Origin of the sequence: Cupriavidus sp. Agwp_2 (assembly GCF_040784895.1) — a bacterium.
Taxonomy (GTDB): domain Bacteria; phylum Pseudomonadota; class Gammaproteobacteria; order Burkholderiales; family Burkholderiaceae; genus Cupriavidus.
On sequence record NZ_CP088083.1, the window covers coordinates 756,447 to 772,456 of the forward strand.

Annotated in this window: 16 protein-coding genes; 5 read left to right on the plus strand and 11 right to left on the minus strand. The window is 64.3% G+C overall.

Features of this window, described 5'->3' with window-relative positions; all coding sequences use genetic code 11:
* The first annotated feature begins 28 nt into the window (after positions 1-28).
* Together LPA45_RS03515 and LPA45_RS03520 are read left to right on the plus strand one after the other, a co-directional pair.
* Entirely contained in the window at positions 29-1,042 is a 1,014-nt protein-coding gene (locus LPA45_RS03515) for a glycosyltransferase family 2 protein (protein WP_367394905.1), read from the plus strand.
* 68 nt (positions 1,043-1,110) lie between these two features.
* Positions 1,111-2,310 (plus strand): glycosyltransferase family 87 protein, encoded by a 1,200-nt coding sequence (locus LPA45_RS03520; RefSeq protein ID WP_367395007.1) that lies wholly within the window; start codon positions 1,111-1,113, stop codon positions 2,308-2,310.
* Between the two features lie 47 nt (positions 2,311-2,357).
* Here the strand turns inward: LPA45_RS03520 and LPA45_RS03525 are convergent, their stop codons facing one another.
* The gene (locus LPA45_RS03525; protein ID WP_367394906.1) at positions 2,358-3,827 is read right to left on the minus strand and encodes a hypothetical protein; all 1,470 of its coding nucleotides are present in this window, start codon (positions 3,825-3,827) and stop codon (positions 2,358-2,360) included.
* A gap of 144 nt (positions 3,828-3,971) precedes the next feature.
* Positions 3,972-4,226, minus strand: a complete 255-nt coding sequence (locus LPA45_RS03530; protein WP_367394907.1) for a hypothetical protein — start codon at positions 4,224-4,226, stop codon at positions 3,972-3,974.
* A 220-nt stretch (positions 4,227-4,446) separates the two neighbouring features.
* Here LPA45_RS03530 and LPA45_RS03535 point away from each other — a divergent pair, with 220 nt between their 5' ends.
* The gene (locus LPA45_RS03535; RefSeq protein ID WP_367394908.1) at positions 4,447-5,766 is read left to right on the plus strand and encodes a glycosyltransferase family 87 protein; all 1,320 of its coding nucleotides are present in this window, start codon (positions 4,447-4,449) and stop codon (positions 5,764-5,766) included.
* Position 5,767: 1 nt separating this feature from the next.
* Here the strand turns inward: LPA45_RS03535 and LPA45_RS03540 are convergent, their stop codons facing one another.
* The 5 genes from LPA45_RS03540 to LPA45_RS03560 form a co-directional block, all read right to left on the minus strand.
* Positions 5,768-6,157, minus strand: coding sequence for a GtrA family protein (locus LPA45_RS03540; protein ID WP_367394909.1), 390 nt, complete (start codon positions 6,155-6,157; stop codon positions 5,768-5,770).
* Complete coding sequence (locus LPA45_RS03545; protein ID WP_367394910.1) at positions 6,154-6,888, minus strand: class I SAM-dependent methyltransferase; 735 nt, start codon at positions 6,886-6,888, stop codon at positions 6,154-6,156. The genes LPA45_RS03540 and LPA45_RS03545 overlap by 4 nt, the downstream gene beginning before the upstream one ends.
* Before the next feature lie 26 nt (positions 6,889-6,914).
* Complete coding sequence (locus tag LPA45_RS03550) at positions 6,915-8,291, minus strand: sigma 54-interacting transcriptional regulator (RefSeq protein WP_367394911.1); 1,377 nt, start codon at positions 8,289-8,291, stop codon at positions 6,915-6,917.
* A 460-nt stretch (positions 8,292-8,751) separates the two neighbouring features.
* Positions 8,752-9,015 (minus strand): hypothetical protein, encoded by a 264-nt coding sequence (locus LPA45_RS03555; RefSeq protein ID WP_147316179.1) that lies wholly within the window; start codon positions 9,013-9,015, stop codon positions 8,752-8,754.
* Between the two features lie 559 nt (positions 9,016-9,574).
* Positions 9,575-10,543, minus strand: coding sequence for a LysR substrate-binding domain-containing protein (locus LPA45_RS03560; RefSeq protein ID WP_367394912.1), 969 nt, complete (start codon positions 10,541-10,543; stop codon positions 9,575-9,577).
* 78 nt (positions 10,544-10,621) lie between these two features.
* Between LPA45_RS03560 and LPA45_RS03565 the strand changes: the two genes are divergently transcribed.
* Positions 10,622-11,884, plus strand: a complete 1,263-nt coding sequence (locus LPA45_RS03565; protein ID WP_317920294.1) for an MFS transporter — start codon at positions 10,622-10,624, stop codon at positions 11,882-11,884.
* On the opposite strand, the gene LPA45_RS03570 is transcribed toward LPA45_RS03565, so the two are convergent.
* From LPA45_RS03570 to hemL, 4 genes are all read right to left on the minus strand, one after another.
* Positions 11,881-12,384 carry a TPM domain-containing protein gene (locus LPA45_RS03570; RefSeq protein WP_116317336.1) on the minus strand — a complete coding sequence of 168 codons (504 nt, stop codon included), beginning with the start codon at positions 12,382-12,384 and terminating at the stop codon, positions 11,881-11,883. The two genes, LPA45_RS03565 and LPA45_RS03570, sit on opposite strands and share 4 nt — an antisense overlap.
* A 16-nt stretch (positions 12,385-12,400) precedes the next feature.
* Entirely contained in the window at positions 12,401-13,276 is an 876-nt protein-coding gene (locus LPA45_RS03575; RefSeq protein WP_367394913.1) for a YgcG family protein, read from the minus strand.
* Between the two features lie 10 nt (positions 13,277-13,286).
* Positions 13,287-13,913 (minus strand): LemA family protein, encoded by a 627-nt coding sequence (locus LPA45_RS03580; protein ID WP_116317338.1) that lies wholly within the window; start codon positions 13,911-13,913, stop codon positions 13,287-13,289.
* Between the two features lie 129 nt (positions 13,914-14,042).
* A complete protein-coding gene (gene hemL / locus LPA45_RS03585) occupies positions 14,043-15,335 on the minus strand; it encodes a glutamate-1-semialdehyde 2,1-aminomutase (RefSeq protein WP_367394914.1) in 1,293 nt (430 codons plus the stop codon).
* 227 nt (positions 15,336-15,562) lie between these two features.
* On the opposite strand from hemL, the gene LPA45_RS03590 reads away from it, so the two are divergent.
* Positions 15,563-15,733, plus strand: a complete 171-nt coding sequence (locus LPA45_RS03590) for a rubredoxin (RefSeq protein ID WP_010813017.1) — start codon at positions 15,563-15,565, stop codon at positions 15,731-15,733.
* The last annotated feature ends 277 nt before the right edge of the window (positions 15,734-16,010 follow it).

Here is a 16,010-nt window from a genome sequence, read left to right on the forward strand (position 1 = left end):
CAGTTTAAGCGCAGGGGAGGGAATGGTCATGAGCAACTATGCTGGGTCGCCGCTGCTGTCGCTGGTGGTACCTTTCTATAACGAGAGCGAGGCGTTGGATGCGTTCTTCATGCGTGTGGTGCCGATCCTGGAATCGATCTCGAGCACACGCTTCGAGATTGTCTGCATCAACGACGGCAGTTCCGACGATACGCTGGGCAAGCTGGTAGATGTTTCGCGGGGGGACGCGCGCATCCGCGTCATTGACTTGACGCGCAACTTCGGCAAGGAGGCGGCGCTGACCGCAGGCATTGACGAGGCGCTGGGCGATGCCGTGATCCCGATCGACGCGGATCTGCAGGATCCGCCGGAGCTGATTCCGACGCTCGTGCAGCACTGGCGCCAGGGCGCCGAGGTGGTGCTGGCGCAGCGAGCGAGTCGCGCTACCGACTCGTTCTTGAAGCGACTGACCGCGGCAGCGTATTACCGCGTGCACAACAGCCTGTCAGACCTCAAGATACCCGAGAATGTCGGCGATTTCCGCCTGATGGATCGCGCCGTGGTCAACGCACTCAAGCAGCTGCCTGAGCGGCACCGGTTCATGAAGGGCTTGTTTGCGTGGGTGGGCTTCAGCACGGTGGTTGTTCAGTATGAGCGCGCACCGCGCTGCGCCGGAAAGTCCAAGTTCTCGGGAAGGCGGTTGTGGAACCTTGCGCTGGAGGGTATTACTTCCTTCAGTTCGGTGCCCTTGCATACCTGGACCTACATCGGATCGGTCATCGCAGCGCTTGCATTCTGCTATGGCGTCTATATAGTCATTCGCACTCTGCTGCTGGGGGTGGATGTTCCGGGCTATGCGTCCGTGCTGTCAGTGCTTCTGTTCTTTGGCGGCTTGCAGTTGATTGGGCTGGGTGTGGTGGGTGAGTACATTGGTCGTATCTATGACGAATCCAAAGGGCGTCCCATTTACTTGGTGAGGCGCCGCTACCAAGAGCACCGTGAGGGTCGCACTGTCAGAAAGGGGAAAGTGATTTCCCTGGTTGCGAACGAGCAGCGTTCCTGACGCGGGCCACGTAAGGAACGGGGGGAGTCATGGATCGGAGCCATCGTCCGGGAAGCGAGTTGGAAGCAGTGAAGTCGCGCCATTGGCTGAGCCTGGCGCGAATCAAGACGTATAGCGTCGCCATGCTGGTCATCTACGTTTCCGTGGTGATGATCTGGGGCTTGAAAACAAAGGGATTTACCAGTGATTCGATCGTTCGGCCCGGCGTGGATTTTTCGGCATTCTGGGCGGCATCGTACCTGGCTCTGAAAGGGCAGGCTGCTAGCGTCTATGACTACGACGCGCTGAAACCGGTCATTGCCGCATTCGGCGCTGTGCCGGGGGGCGGGAAATTTTTCCTTCCGTGGGCGTATCCGCCGACGTTCCTGCTCTTTGTCGTGCCATTGTCCTTGTTGCCATTTGCGGCGAGCTACACCGTCTTCATCTGCGGAACTGCCGCCATCTACGTTTCCTCGCTCATCAGATTGATGCGCTTCTCTGGTGTGCCACGGCACGCAGTGTGGCTACCCGTGCTGGCCTTTCCCGGTGTCCCCGGCGCTGTCTTGATCGGTCAGAACTCTTTGCTGACGGCCGGTATTGCGGCGTGGTCGGTAATCCTGCTGAAGCGCCGGCCGGTTGTGGCAGGCGCACTGATCGGCCTGCTCAGTGTGAAACCGCAATTCGGGCTTTTGCTTCCCGTGGTGTTGGTAGCGGATCGCGCCTGGAAAACGTTCTTCACCGCCGGGGTGACGGCTATAACGTTGGGCGCTTGCAGTATCGCTCTTTGGGGATGGGAAACGGTACCGACCTTCCTGGGGAACGGCACGCATTTTAAGGAGACCGTGCTGGAGCAAGGCGGGGTCGGATGGCGCTTCTCGCCGACGATCTTTGCGATGTTGCGCCAGGCGGGAGGGTCGGTGGCGGCTGCGTATTGGATACATGGGCTATGCGCAGCGTTTGCCATCTGGGCTTTGATCAGGGTTTGGCGTAGCTCGGCTTCGACAGGTCTGCGCATCGCGGCCCTGGCGGCATCCACGCTTCTGTTCAGTCCATATCTCTGGTACTACGAACTGACGTGGCTGGGCGTAGCGATTGCGGGCCTGGCGGTCGAGGGTGTACGGCGCGGCTGGATGGCACGCGAGCGGGAATTGCTCGTGCTCGCGTGGTTGCTGCCTTTGCCTTTGGCGCTGAATGGTCACGGCTATTTTCCGCCGATCGGTCCTCTCGTGACTCTGTTGTTGCTGCTTGCCGTCCTGCGCAGGGCAGTGACGGACGGCAGGGAGAATTGACCTTCCGTAGCGCGGCAACGAGGTTGGCTGGAAATGCGGCGAGTCATTTATTTGTCGCGGACGTAAGCGACGGCAACCGCATCCTCATGGACCTTTTTCCATCCGGGGAAGCCGTTGATTACCGCTGCCGCAGGGCTGGATGGCTCCAGGACGGCCCAGGTAATCTTATAGTCCGCTATCAGTGCTTCCAGTACCTCGCCGTTGCCGGAATACGCCTCCATGTACCGGCGGACGAAATTGTCGCCGTACAGATCTGCGCGACCGTCGATTACCGGCGCAATGCCGGAGAAGATCAGATAGCCACCGAAGTTGTAGCTGTTGAATACTGGTCCGGAACCCCCAGCTGCTTTGGCTGCACGGACGGCATTCGTGGGAAAGGTCGGACCGTCATCACGATTGATGCCGTGGGCGAGGAATGCAGCACTGCAAAGAACGAGGATCGTGCATAGGAGAGTCGTTGCGCGAAGACGCTGGAGCGAGGGCAATAGCTTTACCTCTGGTCGAATTGCTGCGCGGAGTTGCGGCGCGACGGACGGCAGCAGGAGGAGCGGAGCAAGCAGCCCGGGAAGCTCGGCATATCGGACGGATGTCAACGCTAGATAAACAAGCCCGAAGACCATTGCTATCCTGGTCGCGGGCAAGCGGAATCCGAAGTACAGCGCACCAAACAGGAGGAAAACCAGCCAAAGCACTATCGGTTGGAATAGCCGGAATTCGGGTGGTTGCCATTCGCTGATGATGCTGAGCGCATAAGGCATATTGGAAACATGGAAGACGAAGAACAGACCGTCCATGCCATTTGGTGTCATCAGTCCCATCAGGACGGTGAGTGCCAGAAACGGTGCCCATGCCTTCGCAGCCTGGACTGGTTTGCCATCCATGAGCACTGCCTCGAATGCCAATGCGCTGGCCAGCACGATGCCGAGCAGAAAGCTGGCATGCAGGTTGGCCCAGACGAGCATGACAACAAGAAGCCAGGGGGATGGGCGTTCTCCGCGCTCGCGTGCAAGGACAAGCGGGGATGCCCAGACTACCAACAACGGCCAGGCCAGGGTATGAGGGCGTGCCAGCAGATGTTGAGCGAGCGTCAGGAAGGCCAGCGCTACGCCGGCAGCGGCATGCAGCGGTTCAATGTAGCGCAGCAGGAAACGCAGTAGCATGGTCAAGGTGAGGCCGGCTGCCAGCGCCGCGACCAACACCGGTCCGGCCCAGCCCAGCCAAGCGTAACCGATGGCAAGGATAACTTCCGCGAGCCACTCGTGCGTGATCCATTTTTCTCCCCGAAAAGAAAACGAGAAAGGGTCTGTCATGGGCACTGCGTGGTTGGAAATGATCCATTCCCCAGCAGCAATATGCCAAAGCGTGTCCGCGTCGGCCAGCAGGCGGCCCCCACTAAACGAAAGGAGCGATGCCAGGCTCAGGCCGAAGACGGCAAGCCAAAACCACTGTTTGGTCGCCGCCTTTTGTAGCGGGCTCCTTTTTTGGGCCTTCGCCATCCAGGTTGTAGAGAGTTTCATGTGCGTCTCAATGGCTATAGTGCGAAGCGGATCCGTCAGCCGCGGAACAGCTTCACTGGAACAGTTCAGTGGTCAACTTGCATGGCGTGCATCCTCGCGCTGAATGCCCGTCAGGATGCCTCTAGCGCAGAGGCAGGGAAGCGGCTAATTTTTTTGCAAGATACGCGCCATCGTCCGCCGCTCCATTGCGTCGCTGGCTGTTGCTTTTCTTATCCGTGCGCCTGGTGCGTTGCCGGCAACGCCATGGTCCTGCTGTTTCGAAGACGATTCGTGCTTAATATTCGGAAATTTGTTGCGAAATCTCGGCTTCGCTGCGCGTGCGGCCAGGGTTTTGCAAAAAAGAATGAGTCGGATCGCAGCGCATGCGGTGCGGTTGGGCGCATAGGCGCAAATTTCCATAGCGCCTGCTTCGGCGAGGCGGAGGTGTGGGGTTGAGAGCAATGGGGATGCTAGCGTTTCAGCAAGGAAACGCAAGACGCCGATGTTGACGCCCCCGCTCTCGATCGAAATAGGAAAAGTTGAAGCGGCACGCGGCAATGCATCGAATCGGGCAGTGATTCACTCTGGAAACATTCATGTCGGGCACCTATTACAGCGAGCCGGACAGGTCGGATTCTGCTTGTATATCGTTTCGTCGCTAAGGAAAATAAGGCGAGCATTCTTCCAAAAAAATAGCGCCAGACTCGCGGTGCTGCAGCCCAATATGAAGAACGGGGGAGCGATGAGCCAGGACCATAGCGCGCAAGCTGCGCCAGGATCGGTAGTCTCGCAACATTGGCTGGGCTTGGAGCGCATCAGGATGTACAGCGTTGCGATGCTGCTCGTCTATGGCGGCCTGCTTCTGATATGGGGCTTGCGGACCAAGGGATTCACCGCGGATTCGTTGGACCGGCCAGGTGTGGATTTTTCAGCCTTTTGGAGTGCGTCGTATCTGGCGATGAAGGGGCAGGCGTTGCGAGCCTACGATTATGAGGTGCTCCAGCCTGTCATCGCGGCATTCGGCGCCGCGCGGGGCAATGGAAGCTTCTTCTTGCCGTGGGTCTATCCACCGACATTCCTGTTGTTGGTGATGCCGCTGTCCGTGTTGCCCTTTGCCGTGAGCTACCTTATCTTCATCGGTGGCACGGCTGCCCTATACATCGCTGCCGTGCTTAGAATCTTCGCCGCGTCCGACATACCGCGCCATGCGGTGTGGTTGCCGGTGTTGGCTTTCCCGGGAGTCCATGAGGCCGCGATGCTTGGCCAGAATTCCCTATTGACAGCGGGTATGGCTTCCTGGGCGATGATTCATCTGAAGGCTCGGCCAGTGTTGTCGGGTGTGTTGATTGGCTTGCTGAGCGTCAAGCCACAGCTGATGGTAATGCTGCCAATGGCCTTGGTTGTGGATCGCGCATGGACGGCTCTCGGCAGTGCCGCGGCGACGGCAGCAATGTTAATGGCCAGCTGTATTGCCTTTTGGGGGTGGGAATCCGTCGCCGCTTTTTTGGATGTCGGCACGCACTTCAGGCAGACGGTACTGGAGCGTGGAGAGATTGGATGGCGTTCTTGCCCGACTGTGTTTGCCATGATGCGCATGGCGGGCGCGTCGGTGGCGGCAGCATACGCAGGGCACTTTCTCTGCGCGGTGTTAGCAATCGCAGTCTTGCTCAAGGTCTGGCATGGCCGCAATTCCCTGGCACTGCGCATTGCAGTCGTGGCCGCGTCGAGCCTGCTAGTGAGCCCATACCTTTGGCATTACGAGTTGACCTGGATGGGAGTTGCGATTGCGGGCCTGGCGGTCGATGGTGTTCGACGCGGTTGGATGTCAGGGGAACAGGAGCTGTTGCTAGTGGCTTGGCTGCTCCCTTTGGTGTTGAGCTTGAACCACCAGGGATATTTTCCCCAGTTCGGGCCGCTGATTATGCTGCTCCTGCTGATAGCTATCCTCAGGAGGGCATAGACTATTCGCGATAGGTCCAGCACCGATGCGCCAGGTAAGTGAAGGCCGGCACCGTCAGTACGACGCCGGTCAGGCCGGCCCAATAGCTGGCGCCCAGCGACTGCGCGCTCCATGAAATGCCCGTGGTCAGCCCCAGCCCGAGCAGCGAGACCGTGGCAAAGCGGGCGAGGGTGTGGCTGTGCAGGCTGGAAGAGAAACTCCACAGCGTATTGAGCAGGCACGAACAGGCGGTCGCGCAGGCGAAGGCAATACAGTTTGCGGTGACCGGCGAGACCTGTGCCGCGCTGACCAGCGTTGCCGTGACGGCGACATGGACCCCCGTCGAACTCGCACCGGAAACCAGGAACCGCGCTACCTTGCGTAGTTCAGCCGCGCTGGCGCCGGTCTTCACGATGCGCGCACGATCGCCATCAGCGAAATGCCGAACGGAAGCGTGCCGCGTGCGAGCCAGTGGCGTTCGGTGCTGAACAGGGCGTGTAGCGTCCGGTTGACCGGCTGGGAGGGAAGCCCCGCACCCGTTGCCTCGTCGCTGCCGCGTAGGCGGTCGCTGACCCGGGCGCCAATCGCCAGCGGGGACAACAGCGTGTTGAAGTAGGAGATTCGGTCCAGGCGCAGGCCACATCGCGCCACCAGCGATTGCAGCGATTGCCTGCTGTAGCGGCGCTGATGGTGCAAGAACACATCGTGGCGGCTCCACAGCCACTGGTAGGCGGGCACAGTCACCAGTACGGCCCCGCCGGGCTTCAGCAGTCGTCCCGCGCAGGCCAGAGACCCGGCATCGTCCACAATGTGTTCGAGGCAGTCGAGCAGGCAGACCAGGTCAAAGCTGTGGTCCGGGAAGGGCATGTCGTCCGGACACTTTCCGCTGCGTATGTCAAAGGCCCCTTGGGTCTTGATGCGGGCCAGCCGCAGGGCCGTGCCGTCCATTTCCACGGCGCTCACGTTGCCGAACTGCGCAAGCATGGCCAGGTTGCCGCCGGTGCCCGATCCGATCTCCAGGATAGCGGCATCACGCGGCAACGCCATGCCGGCCAAGATGGTGGAGAGTATGTCGCGCCGTCCGCGGAACCACCAGTGGCTGGCTTCCATATCGGCCATTTCAAGATAGGCATCTGGGGACATCTTCGATTCCTCTGCAAGCGGAACGGTCAGCCCTGGACGCAGACCATGCCAAGGTCCCCCTTCTTCACCTGCAGCTTGTAATCCCGCATCAGCCTGAACAGCGTCACGCGCGAAATCCCAAGCTCCGCGGCGACGTCAATGAGCCGTTCGTGATTGCGTTGCAGCGCCTCGATAATGGCGTTCTGCTCCGCGGCCTCGCGGATTGCCGCGAGCGTCAGCGGGCGTTCCTCGGCGGGTGCGGCCAGCTCCAGGTCCGCCGGCTGGATCACGCCGTCTTCGCACATTGCCGCGGCGTGGCGGATGCGGTTGATCAGCTCGCGCACATTGCCCGGCCAGTTGTGTTGCTGGATCGCACGCAAGGCCAGCGGCGAGAAGCCGCGGATGCGTGCCGGCGACTGCTTGCGTACGCCTTCGAGCACGTGCTCGGCGATCAGCATGATGTCGCTGCCGCGTTCGCGCAGCGGGGGCTGGCGCACGCGCAGCACGCACAGGCGGTGGTAAAGGTCGCCGCGGAAGCGCTCGGCGGCAATGGCGGCCTCGAGGTCGACGTGGGTGGCGGAGACGATGCGGACGTTCACCTCGACCGATTCGGTGCCGCCCAGGCGCTCGATGCGCCCGGTCTCCAGGAAGCGCAGCAGGCTGGTCTGGCTTTCCAGCGGCATGTCGCCGATTTCATCGAGGAACAGGGTGCCGCCCTGCGCCATCTCGATGCGGCCGGGCTTGCGCTTGGTCGCGCCGGTGAAGGCACCGCGCTCGTAGCCGAACAGCTCGGACATCAGCAGCGTGGGCGGGATGGCGGCGCAGTTGACGGCCACGAACGGGTGCGAGGCGCGCTCCGACGCGCGGTGGATCGCTTGCGCGGCCAGTTCCTTGCCGGTGCCTGACTCGCCGGAGATCAGGACAGGGGTGTCCCAGCGCGACACCTTCTCGATGCCGCGGAACAGCGTCTGCATGGCCGAGCAGCTGCCGATCATGCCGTCGGGGCGCAAGGTGCCGGGGGTGGCGCGCTGCACACCGGGCCGCAGCTGCGCCATGCCATGCGCATGGCCGAGCGAGTGGGCCAGCTCGGCGTGCTCGAACGGTGCGGTGTAATAGTCGACGAAGTACAGGCCAAGCAGCCGTCGCGCGGTCTCGGTCAGCGCCTCGCGCCCGGCGACGGCGCCGATCCAGCCGATCTGGGGTTGCGCGAGCCAGGGCTCGAACGATTCCAGGTCGGCGTCACTGAAGCCGCTGTGCAGGTCCAGCAGCGCGGCATGGGGCTGGTTGCCGGCTGGCAGGGCATGGAGGTCTTCCAGGCAGGACGCGAAGCTGAGTTTCCAGCCACGTTGGGCAAGGACCCGGCACAGCATGGCGTCGTGGTGCTGCGACAGGTACAGCAGCGGGCGGTTGGCATACGCGCTCATACGATTTCCCCGGATTTCTTCTTATTTAACGAAGCCGGCGGCGGCGGTTGCCGCGCACCGGATTCGGTGGCCCTGAGGCCCGCGCCAGCGCCACGCACTATGGATGCGTCACGCGGGCGTCCTCCCCGAATTCTGTTTTGCCGTCCCGCTGTTGCGCCGCGTAGTCCGCCGCTGCCGCGCCGATGTCGATGGCATCGGTCACGGCAGCGGCGTCTCGCCGCGCCTGCATGGCAGGCCGGTCAGCACCCCATTCATCCAGACGCGCCGGCAAGCCGGTACATCCGCGTTCCCCTTTGCCGCCCGGTGGTCCGGACTGGCGGGGTCTTTCCAGGTTCCACGGGCCGCGCGCTTGCGCGCGGCCCGTGTCCCGAAAGACCTCCTCTGATCTTGTCGGCAACCGCTGCAAAGCAGGCAGCAGCAAGCTCCGGTGCGGGCCAGTTCCAGCCGCGTGGCCCAACGCTTACAGCACCAGCCCGACGCCCCACCCTGGGATGCGAGGGTCGTTCTGAAACTGATCTTCGGCGAACGCGTGCCATATGTTTGCCGCTTCCGTTTCAGACTTCCCCTGTGTCGGGCTTCTGTTCGCGGAGACATAAGTGCGACGAACGTGCCAGAGTGCAGCAGGCCTTTGATTTGAAAAGGAAATCGTGAAAAGCGCGCGCGCGGGTCGCCGGCGAGCCGTCAAAAAACGTTCGGATTTTGATACATCGTTGGCAAGTTTCATGCTGCAGTGCAGCATGTCAACGGTGACACATGCCAGCGATACGTCACACGTTAACCAGATGATGTGTCGAATGGCGTACCTGGAGGCATCCGTTGCCATCCGAAAGAGGGGAAGCGGTAATTTCAACGCTCAGGCGTCATGAAACCTATGCTGCACGCGGAATCGCGCTCCCGGAGGTTTCATTTCCGTTACAACCAACTGGATCTTTTGCAGCCGGCGTGGCCTGCCGAAGACACCTTGTCTCAGCCTTTTGGCGCTTTGCAGCCAGGTGTGTCTGTGCCGGGAGGCGTCTGCGCCGGACGTTGACAGGCATTTGCGGGGTTCCGCGCATGAGCTGGCATGCCCAGCCTCGCCTGTTTGGATGAGTATCGTGGGACGTACACGCGTGCCGGCACGGTCAGCAAAATGGTTGCATCGGTGAAACTCGGAGGGATTTCGGATCCGGGCGAAAGTCCGCTTCCAAGGCACGGCGCCGCGGTTGTGATCGCCCGCCAGCCGTTGAAAAGCCTGGAGTTATCGAAAATGATTCGTATTGCCAACTTCGGCGTACGAAACAATTTCATGAATGAAACTGATGCTGTTGCCCGCCGACCGTTGGAGGCGTCTGCGTGGCCTCGGCGCGCACCTGCTCCTGCAGCCAGGCGTGGAAGGCATGGATCGCCTTTTCCCGCGGATTGCCTTCGCGCCAGGTGACCCAGTAGTGCAGGCTGGACGGAATGCGGGTCGAGCCTATCTGCACCAGCTGGCCGGTGGACAAGTAATCGTGCGCCAGTTGCGCGCGTGCAGTCGCCACGCCCAGCCCGGCCACCGCGGACTGCAGCATCAGCCCTGCATCCTGGAAGATCGGGCCGCGCTCGGGCTCGTCGCCCGGCAGTCCGGCGGCTTCCAGCCAGTCGCGCCACGGGCGCAGTGCAAAGCGCAGCATCGGCAGGCGCGGCACGTCGGCCAGTGTGAAGCCGGGGTAGCGCGCCAGCAGCGCCGGGCTGGCCACGGCGATGACGTGGTCCTCGATCAGGTTGTGGCATTCGAAGCCGGGCAGGTCGACGCGCTGGTGCCAGATGCCGACGTCGACGCTGTAGGGGTCCGGCGGGGTGATCTCAGCGTGCATCCGCAGGTGCAGGTCCAGCGACGGCACCTGCTCGTGCAGGCTGGGAAGCCGCCGGATCAGCCACGCGTTGGCCAGGTCCTCCATCACGCTGACCTGCAGCCGCACCACCGGCGGCGCGGCGCTGTTGCCAGCCTCGCGCAGCGCGCTTTCGATGCTGTCGAGCGCGGCACGCACCTGTTCGGCCAGCCGCGCGCCGGCGCTGGTCGGGGTCATCTGGCTGCCGGTGCGCTGGAACAGCTTGGTGCCCAGGCTGGTTTCCAGCCCGCGGATATGGTGGCTGATGGCGCTGTGCGTAAGCGCCAGCTCTTCGGCCGCGCGCGAGAAGCTGCGGTGGCGCGTGGCGGCCTCCAGCGCACGCAGCGCTTGCAGCGGAGGCAGGTGAACGGGGCGATTCGCGGGTTTGCCGGGTGATTTGGCCATGGCCGTCAAATTCTACTCACAATTGCCGCGGGTATGTTTCGTTGGCCTTGCACCGGAATGGGGACGACAATGCAGCCCATGACGACTACCACTTCTTCTGCCTTGTCTTCGGCCCCCGCGCCAACACAACAAGCTGACGCCCGCTGGCGCGTGCTGGCCGTATTCTCGCTGGGCTTCCTGGTTTCTTATGTGTTCCGGGGCGTCAACCTGGGCTTCGCGCCGCACCTGACGCGCGAGCTGGGGCTCAATGCCGGCGACCTCGGCCTGCTCACCAGTTTCTATTTCCTCGGCTTTGCCTGTGCCCAGCTGCCGGCCGGCATCCTGCTGGACCGTTTCGGCCCGCGCCGCACCGAGGCGGCGATGCTGCTGGTGGCGGTAGCCGGCTCGCTGGTGTTCGCGCTGGCGCCGGGCATGGCCGGGCTGGCCGCCGGCCGGCTGCTGGTCGGCGTGGGCGTGTCGGTGTGCCTGGGTGCCGCCATCCAGGCGCTGTCGATGTGGTTCCCGCTGTCGCGCATGCCGCTGCTCAACGGCGTGGTGATGGCGATCGGCGGGCTCGGTGCGGTGCTGGTCGGCACGCCGCTGTCGTGGCTGCTGTCGCTGACGGACTGGCGCACGATCAGCGCCGGGCTGGCCTGCGTGTCGCTGGCGATGGCGGTGCTGCTGTGGTTCGGCGTGCCCGACAAGCCGCGCGCCGGCAAGGAAAGCCTGCGCGAGCAACTGCGCGGCACGCGCCAGATCCTGGGCAGCGAGCGGTTCTGGCGCGTGGTGCCGCTGACGCTGCTCAACCAGGGCGTGTTCCTGGCGGTGCAGACGCTGTGGGTCGGTGCCTTCCTGCGCGATGTGTCGGGCTTCGATCCGGCCACCAGCGCGCGGCTGGTTTCGGTGATCGGCTTTGCGATGATGGCGGGCTGCGTCGGCTCGGGCTGGGCGGCGCGCCACCTGGAACGCATCGGCGTGAGCCTGTACGCCTTTGCCGGCATCGGCATGACCGGGTTTATCGTGGTGCAAGGGCTGCTGATGGCACAGGTGCCACTGCCGCCGGCGCTGCTGTGGGCAGCTTACGGTGTGTTCGGCTCCAGCGGCATCCTGACCTATGCGGTGCTGGCGCGCAGCTTCCCGGACGCGCTGATCGGCCGGGCCACCACGGCGCTGACGCTGACAGTGTTCCTGGCCACCTTTGCGTGCCAGGTAGGGGTTGGGTTGGTGCTGGACCTGTGGCCGTCGAGTGCAGGCCATTATCCGAAGGCGGCCCACCTGACGGCGTGGGCGGGGCTGGTTGGGCTGCAGGTGCTGGCTGCGGTCTGGTATCTGATGGGGGCGCGCCGCGCGCCGGCCCGCTAGATCACCATCGGCCGGTCATCCAGCTCATTGGGGTTGTGCCCGCCGTCCGACGGGAAATGGGTAGCCAGCAACTCATGGACGCGTGCCACCGTGGCCAGCACCGGTGCCACCGACAGGTCCTGCTTCAGCCCGTGTGCCAGCTCATCGCACAGTTCGCGCCAGATGGATGGCCCCACGCTGGCGTCGATGCCGCGGTCGGCCAGCAGTTCGACCGCGTGGTCGGCCAGGTTGATATAGAGCAGCACGCCGGTATGGTCGGCGGTATTCCAGACTTCGAGCGCGCCGAACAGGAAGCGGGCGCGCTCGCGCGGGGTCACGCCGGCCCAGGCGTGGCCCATCGGCAGGCTGGCTTCGATGACCACGCGGATCTCGCCGCGATGGCGCGCCTCGCCGGCATGCACCGCAGCATGGAGCTGCTGCTGGGCCTCGGGCGGGAAGTGCTTGCGAGCGGTGCCGGCGGTGGTGGCGAGATGGTGCAGGGCACGTCGGAGATGGGGCATGGTCGTCGCTTATCTGTTACCAGTTGCCGGATGCGCCGCCGCCATCGAAGCCGCCGCCGCCTCCGCCGCTGAAGCCGCCGCCACCTCCGCCGCCGCCGCCGCCGAATCCGCCGCCACCAAAGCCTCCGCCGCGCCGGCCCCAATCCTGCCCCATCCCATAGCCGCCCAGCCCGCCCAGGCCGCCGGCGATCACGTCACGGCCGCGCCGGGTAGTGACGATCTGCGGCCCGCGCGAGCGCAGCATGGCGCCGATAAAGAAGAACAGGATGATCGCCAGCGGGAACAGCACCGGCAGCCAGTCGTCCAGCCCGGAGGCCTGCTGCGCCTTGCGCGGCTGCGGGCCGGCCAGGCCTTCCTTGTCGATGGTGGCCTGGATCGCGGAGATGCCGGCCGCCAGCCCGCCGTAGAAATCGTTCTGGCGGAAGTGCGGCGCCATCACGTCCTGCAGGATGCGCTTGGACATGGCATCGGTCAGCGACCCCTGCACGCCGCGGCCGACCTCAAGGCGCATCTTGCGCAGGCCGGGCGGGTTGTCCTTGGCGATCAGCACGATCACGCCGTCGTCGATGCCCTTGCGCCCGGCACGCCAGGCGTCGGCCACGCGGATGCTGTAGGCGTCGATCGGCTCGGGATCGGTGGTCGGCACCATCAGCACGAAGATCTGGCTGCCGCGCTGCTGCTCGTATTCGCCCAGCACGTTTTCCAGGGCGGTGCGCTGCTGCGAGGTCAGCGTGCCGGTCAGGTCGGTGACGCGCTGGGTCAGCGGCGGCACCGGGACAAAGCCGTCGGCCGCCAGTGCCGGCGCGCACAGCCATGCCGCCAGCCATAGCAGCAGCGCGGCGAAGGCCGGCCGCCACGCGGACGGCCGCGGCATCGGGCTGGTCAGGCGCATGGCCGCTGCCTCAGAACTTGACCGCGGGGGGCGTCGAGATGGCCTTCTCGTTTTCCACCGTGAATGAAGGCTTGACCGGGTACTTGAAGATCATCGCGGTCAGGTTGGTGGGGAAGCTGCGCGCCAGGATGTTGAAGTCCTGCACCGCGGCGATATAGCGCTGGCGCGCCACGGTGATGCGGTTCTCGGTGCCCTCCAGCTGCGACTGCAGGTCGCGGAAAGAGGCGTCGGCCTTCAGTTGCGGGTAGTTCTCGGACACCGCCAGCAGGCGCGACAGCGCGCTGGACAGTTCGCCCTGCGCCTGCTGGAAGCGCTTGAATGCTTCCGGGTCGTTCAGGGTCTCGGGCGAGACCTGGATGCTGGTGGCGGCGGCGCGCGCCTTGGTCACCGCTTCGAGCGTCTCGCGCTCGTGCGTGGCATAGCCCTTGACGGTGTTGACCAGGTTGGGGATCAGGTCGGCGCGGCGCTGGTACTGGTTGATGACCTCGCCCCAGGCCGCCTTGACTGCCTCGTCCTTGGACTGGAAGTCGTTATAGCCGCAGGCGGTCAGCAGGCTGGCCATGGCCGCCAGCAGCAGCCAGCGCAGCACGGACAGCGGCGAGCGCAGTGGCAAAGGCAGGGAGGAAGAAGCGCGCATCGTGGGGCTCCGCAGGTTAGGCATGATGGCATGGACAAGCGAATCCCAAGTGTAGCGCACCGCCTTTCTGACAGGTGACGGCCAGGCGACGGCCAGGCGACGCCCGGCGCGTCGCCTGCCGGCGTGGCCTCAGGCCGCCGCGAACGCCTTGCGCGCGGCGTCGAAGGTGGCGCCCAGGATGGCGTCGTCGTGCTGTGCCGAGACAAAGCCGGCCTCGAACGCCGACGGCGCCAGGTAGACGCCGTTGTCCAGCATGGCATGGAAGAAGCGGTTGAAGCGCGCGGTGTCGCTCTTGGTCACTTCGGCAAAGCTGCCAGGCACGCCTTCGCGGAAATACAGGCCGAACATGCCGCCGATGGCATCCGCGGCGAACGGTACGCCGGCCGCCCGCGCGGCTTCGGCCAGGCCGTCGGCCAGCTTGCGGGTCTGCGCCGCCAGCTTGTCGTAGAAGCCGGGCGCCTGGATCAGCTTGAGCGTGGTCAGGCCGGCGGCCACCGCCAGCGGGTTGCCCGAGAGCGTGCCGGCCTGGTAGACGCCGCCCAGCGGCGCCAGCTTTTCCATGATGTCGCGCCGCCCGCCGAAGGCCGCCGCCGGCATGCCGCCGCCAATGACCTTGCCCAGGCAGGTCATGTCCGGGCGAATGCCGTAATGGGCCTGCGCGCCGCCCAGGGCCACGCGGAAGCCAGTCATCACTTCGTCGAAGATCAGCACCGCGCCGTCGCGGCTGCACAGCTCGCGCATGGCTTTCAGGAAGGCGTCGCTGGCGCGCACCAGGTTCATGTTGCCGGCCACCGGCTCGACGATCACCGCGGCGATCTCGCCGGCGTGCCTGGCGAAGGCCTGCTCCAGCTGCTCGACGTTGTTGTACTCCAGCACCATGGTGTGGCGCGTCACGTCGGCCGGCACGCCGGCCGAGGAGGGCGCGTTCTGCGTGGTGTCGGCAAAGGTCAGCAGGCCGGAGCCGGCCTTGACCAGCAGGCTGTCGGCATGGCCGTGGTAGCAGCCCTCGAACTTGATGATCAGGTCGCGGCCGGTAAAGCCGCGCGCCAGGCGCAGCGCGCTCATGGTGGCCTCGGTGCCGGAAGACACCAGCCGCACCTGCTCGATCGACGGCACCAGCTTGCAGATTTCTTCGGCCATGGTGATCTCGCCCTCGGTGGGCGCGCCGAACGAAAAGCTCTGGGCGCAGGTTTCCTGTACCGCGCGCACCACTTCAGGGTGGGCATGGCCGACGATCATCGGGCCCCAGGAGCCGATGTAGTCGATATAGCGCTGGCCGTCGGCATCCCACATATAGGCTCCCTCGGCGCGCGTAATAAAGCGCGGCGTGCCGCCCACCGAGCGGAAGGCGCGCACGGGGGAGTTGACGCCGCCGGGAATGGTCTGCTGGGCGCGGTCGAAGAGCTGCTGGTTACGGGACATGGCGTTGAGTGGAATCAAGGACTGCTGGGAACGTGGCGGCGCGGCCGGACAGTCCGTAGACATGCAGGCAATACCGATGAACTTCACGGCAATTGCCTGTCAATCCGGCGCTAACATGCGCGAACACGGCGGAACTGGCACGATTCTGGCTGCCGCCGGCTGGCGCGGGCGGCACGGTTTCGGTACCATCTGCGCTGGATTTTAATGGAGAGTGGCCAGAGCCTGTTATGGAATACAAGACTTGGATGTGCCTGATCTGCGGCTGGATCTACGACGAAGCCGCAGGCGCGCCGGAAGACGGCATCGCCCCGGGAACCCGGTGGGAAGACGTGCCCATCAACTGGACCTGCCCGGAATGCGGCGCGCGCAAGGAAGATTTTGAAATGGTGGCCATCTGAAGCTGGCCGCCTGAAGGCACGACGCCAGCTTGCGCGCCATCGAGGCTTCACAGAAAGCCGCCAGACTGGCAGCGCGCGTCGCGCCGATACGACAGAACGCCGGCAAGGGACCGCTGCCCCGGATTGACGGCCCAGCGGCGTCTTGTCACACTCTGTTGCAAATTATGTGGCCGTCCATCCGCCATTGGTAGGGAAGACGGCAGGCAGGTGCGGGGTCCACGCACCGCCGCTGCCGGGTCTGGCCCGGCCTTGAAGGGAAAGCAGAATTATTTGTCGG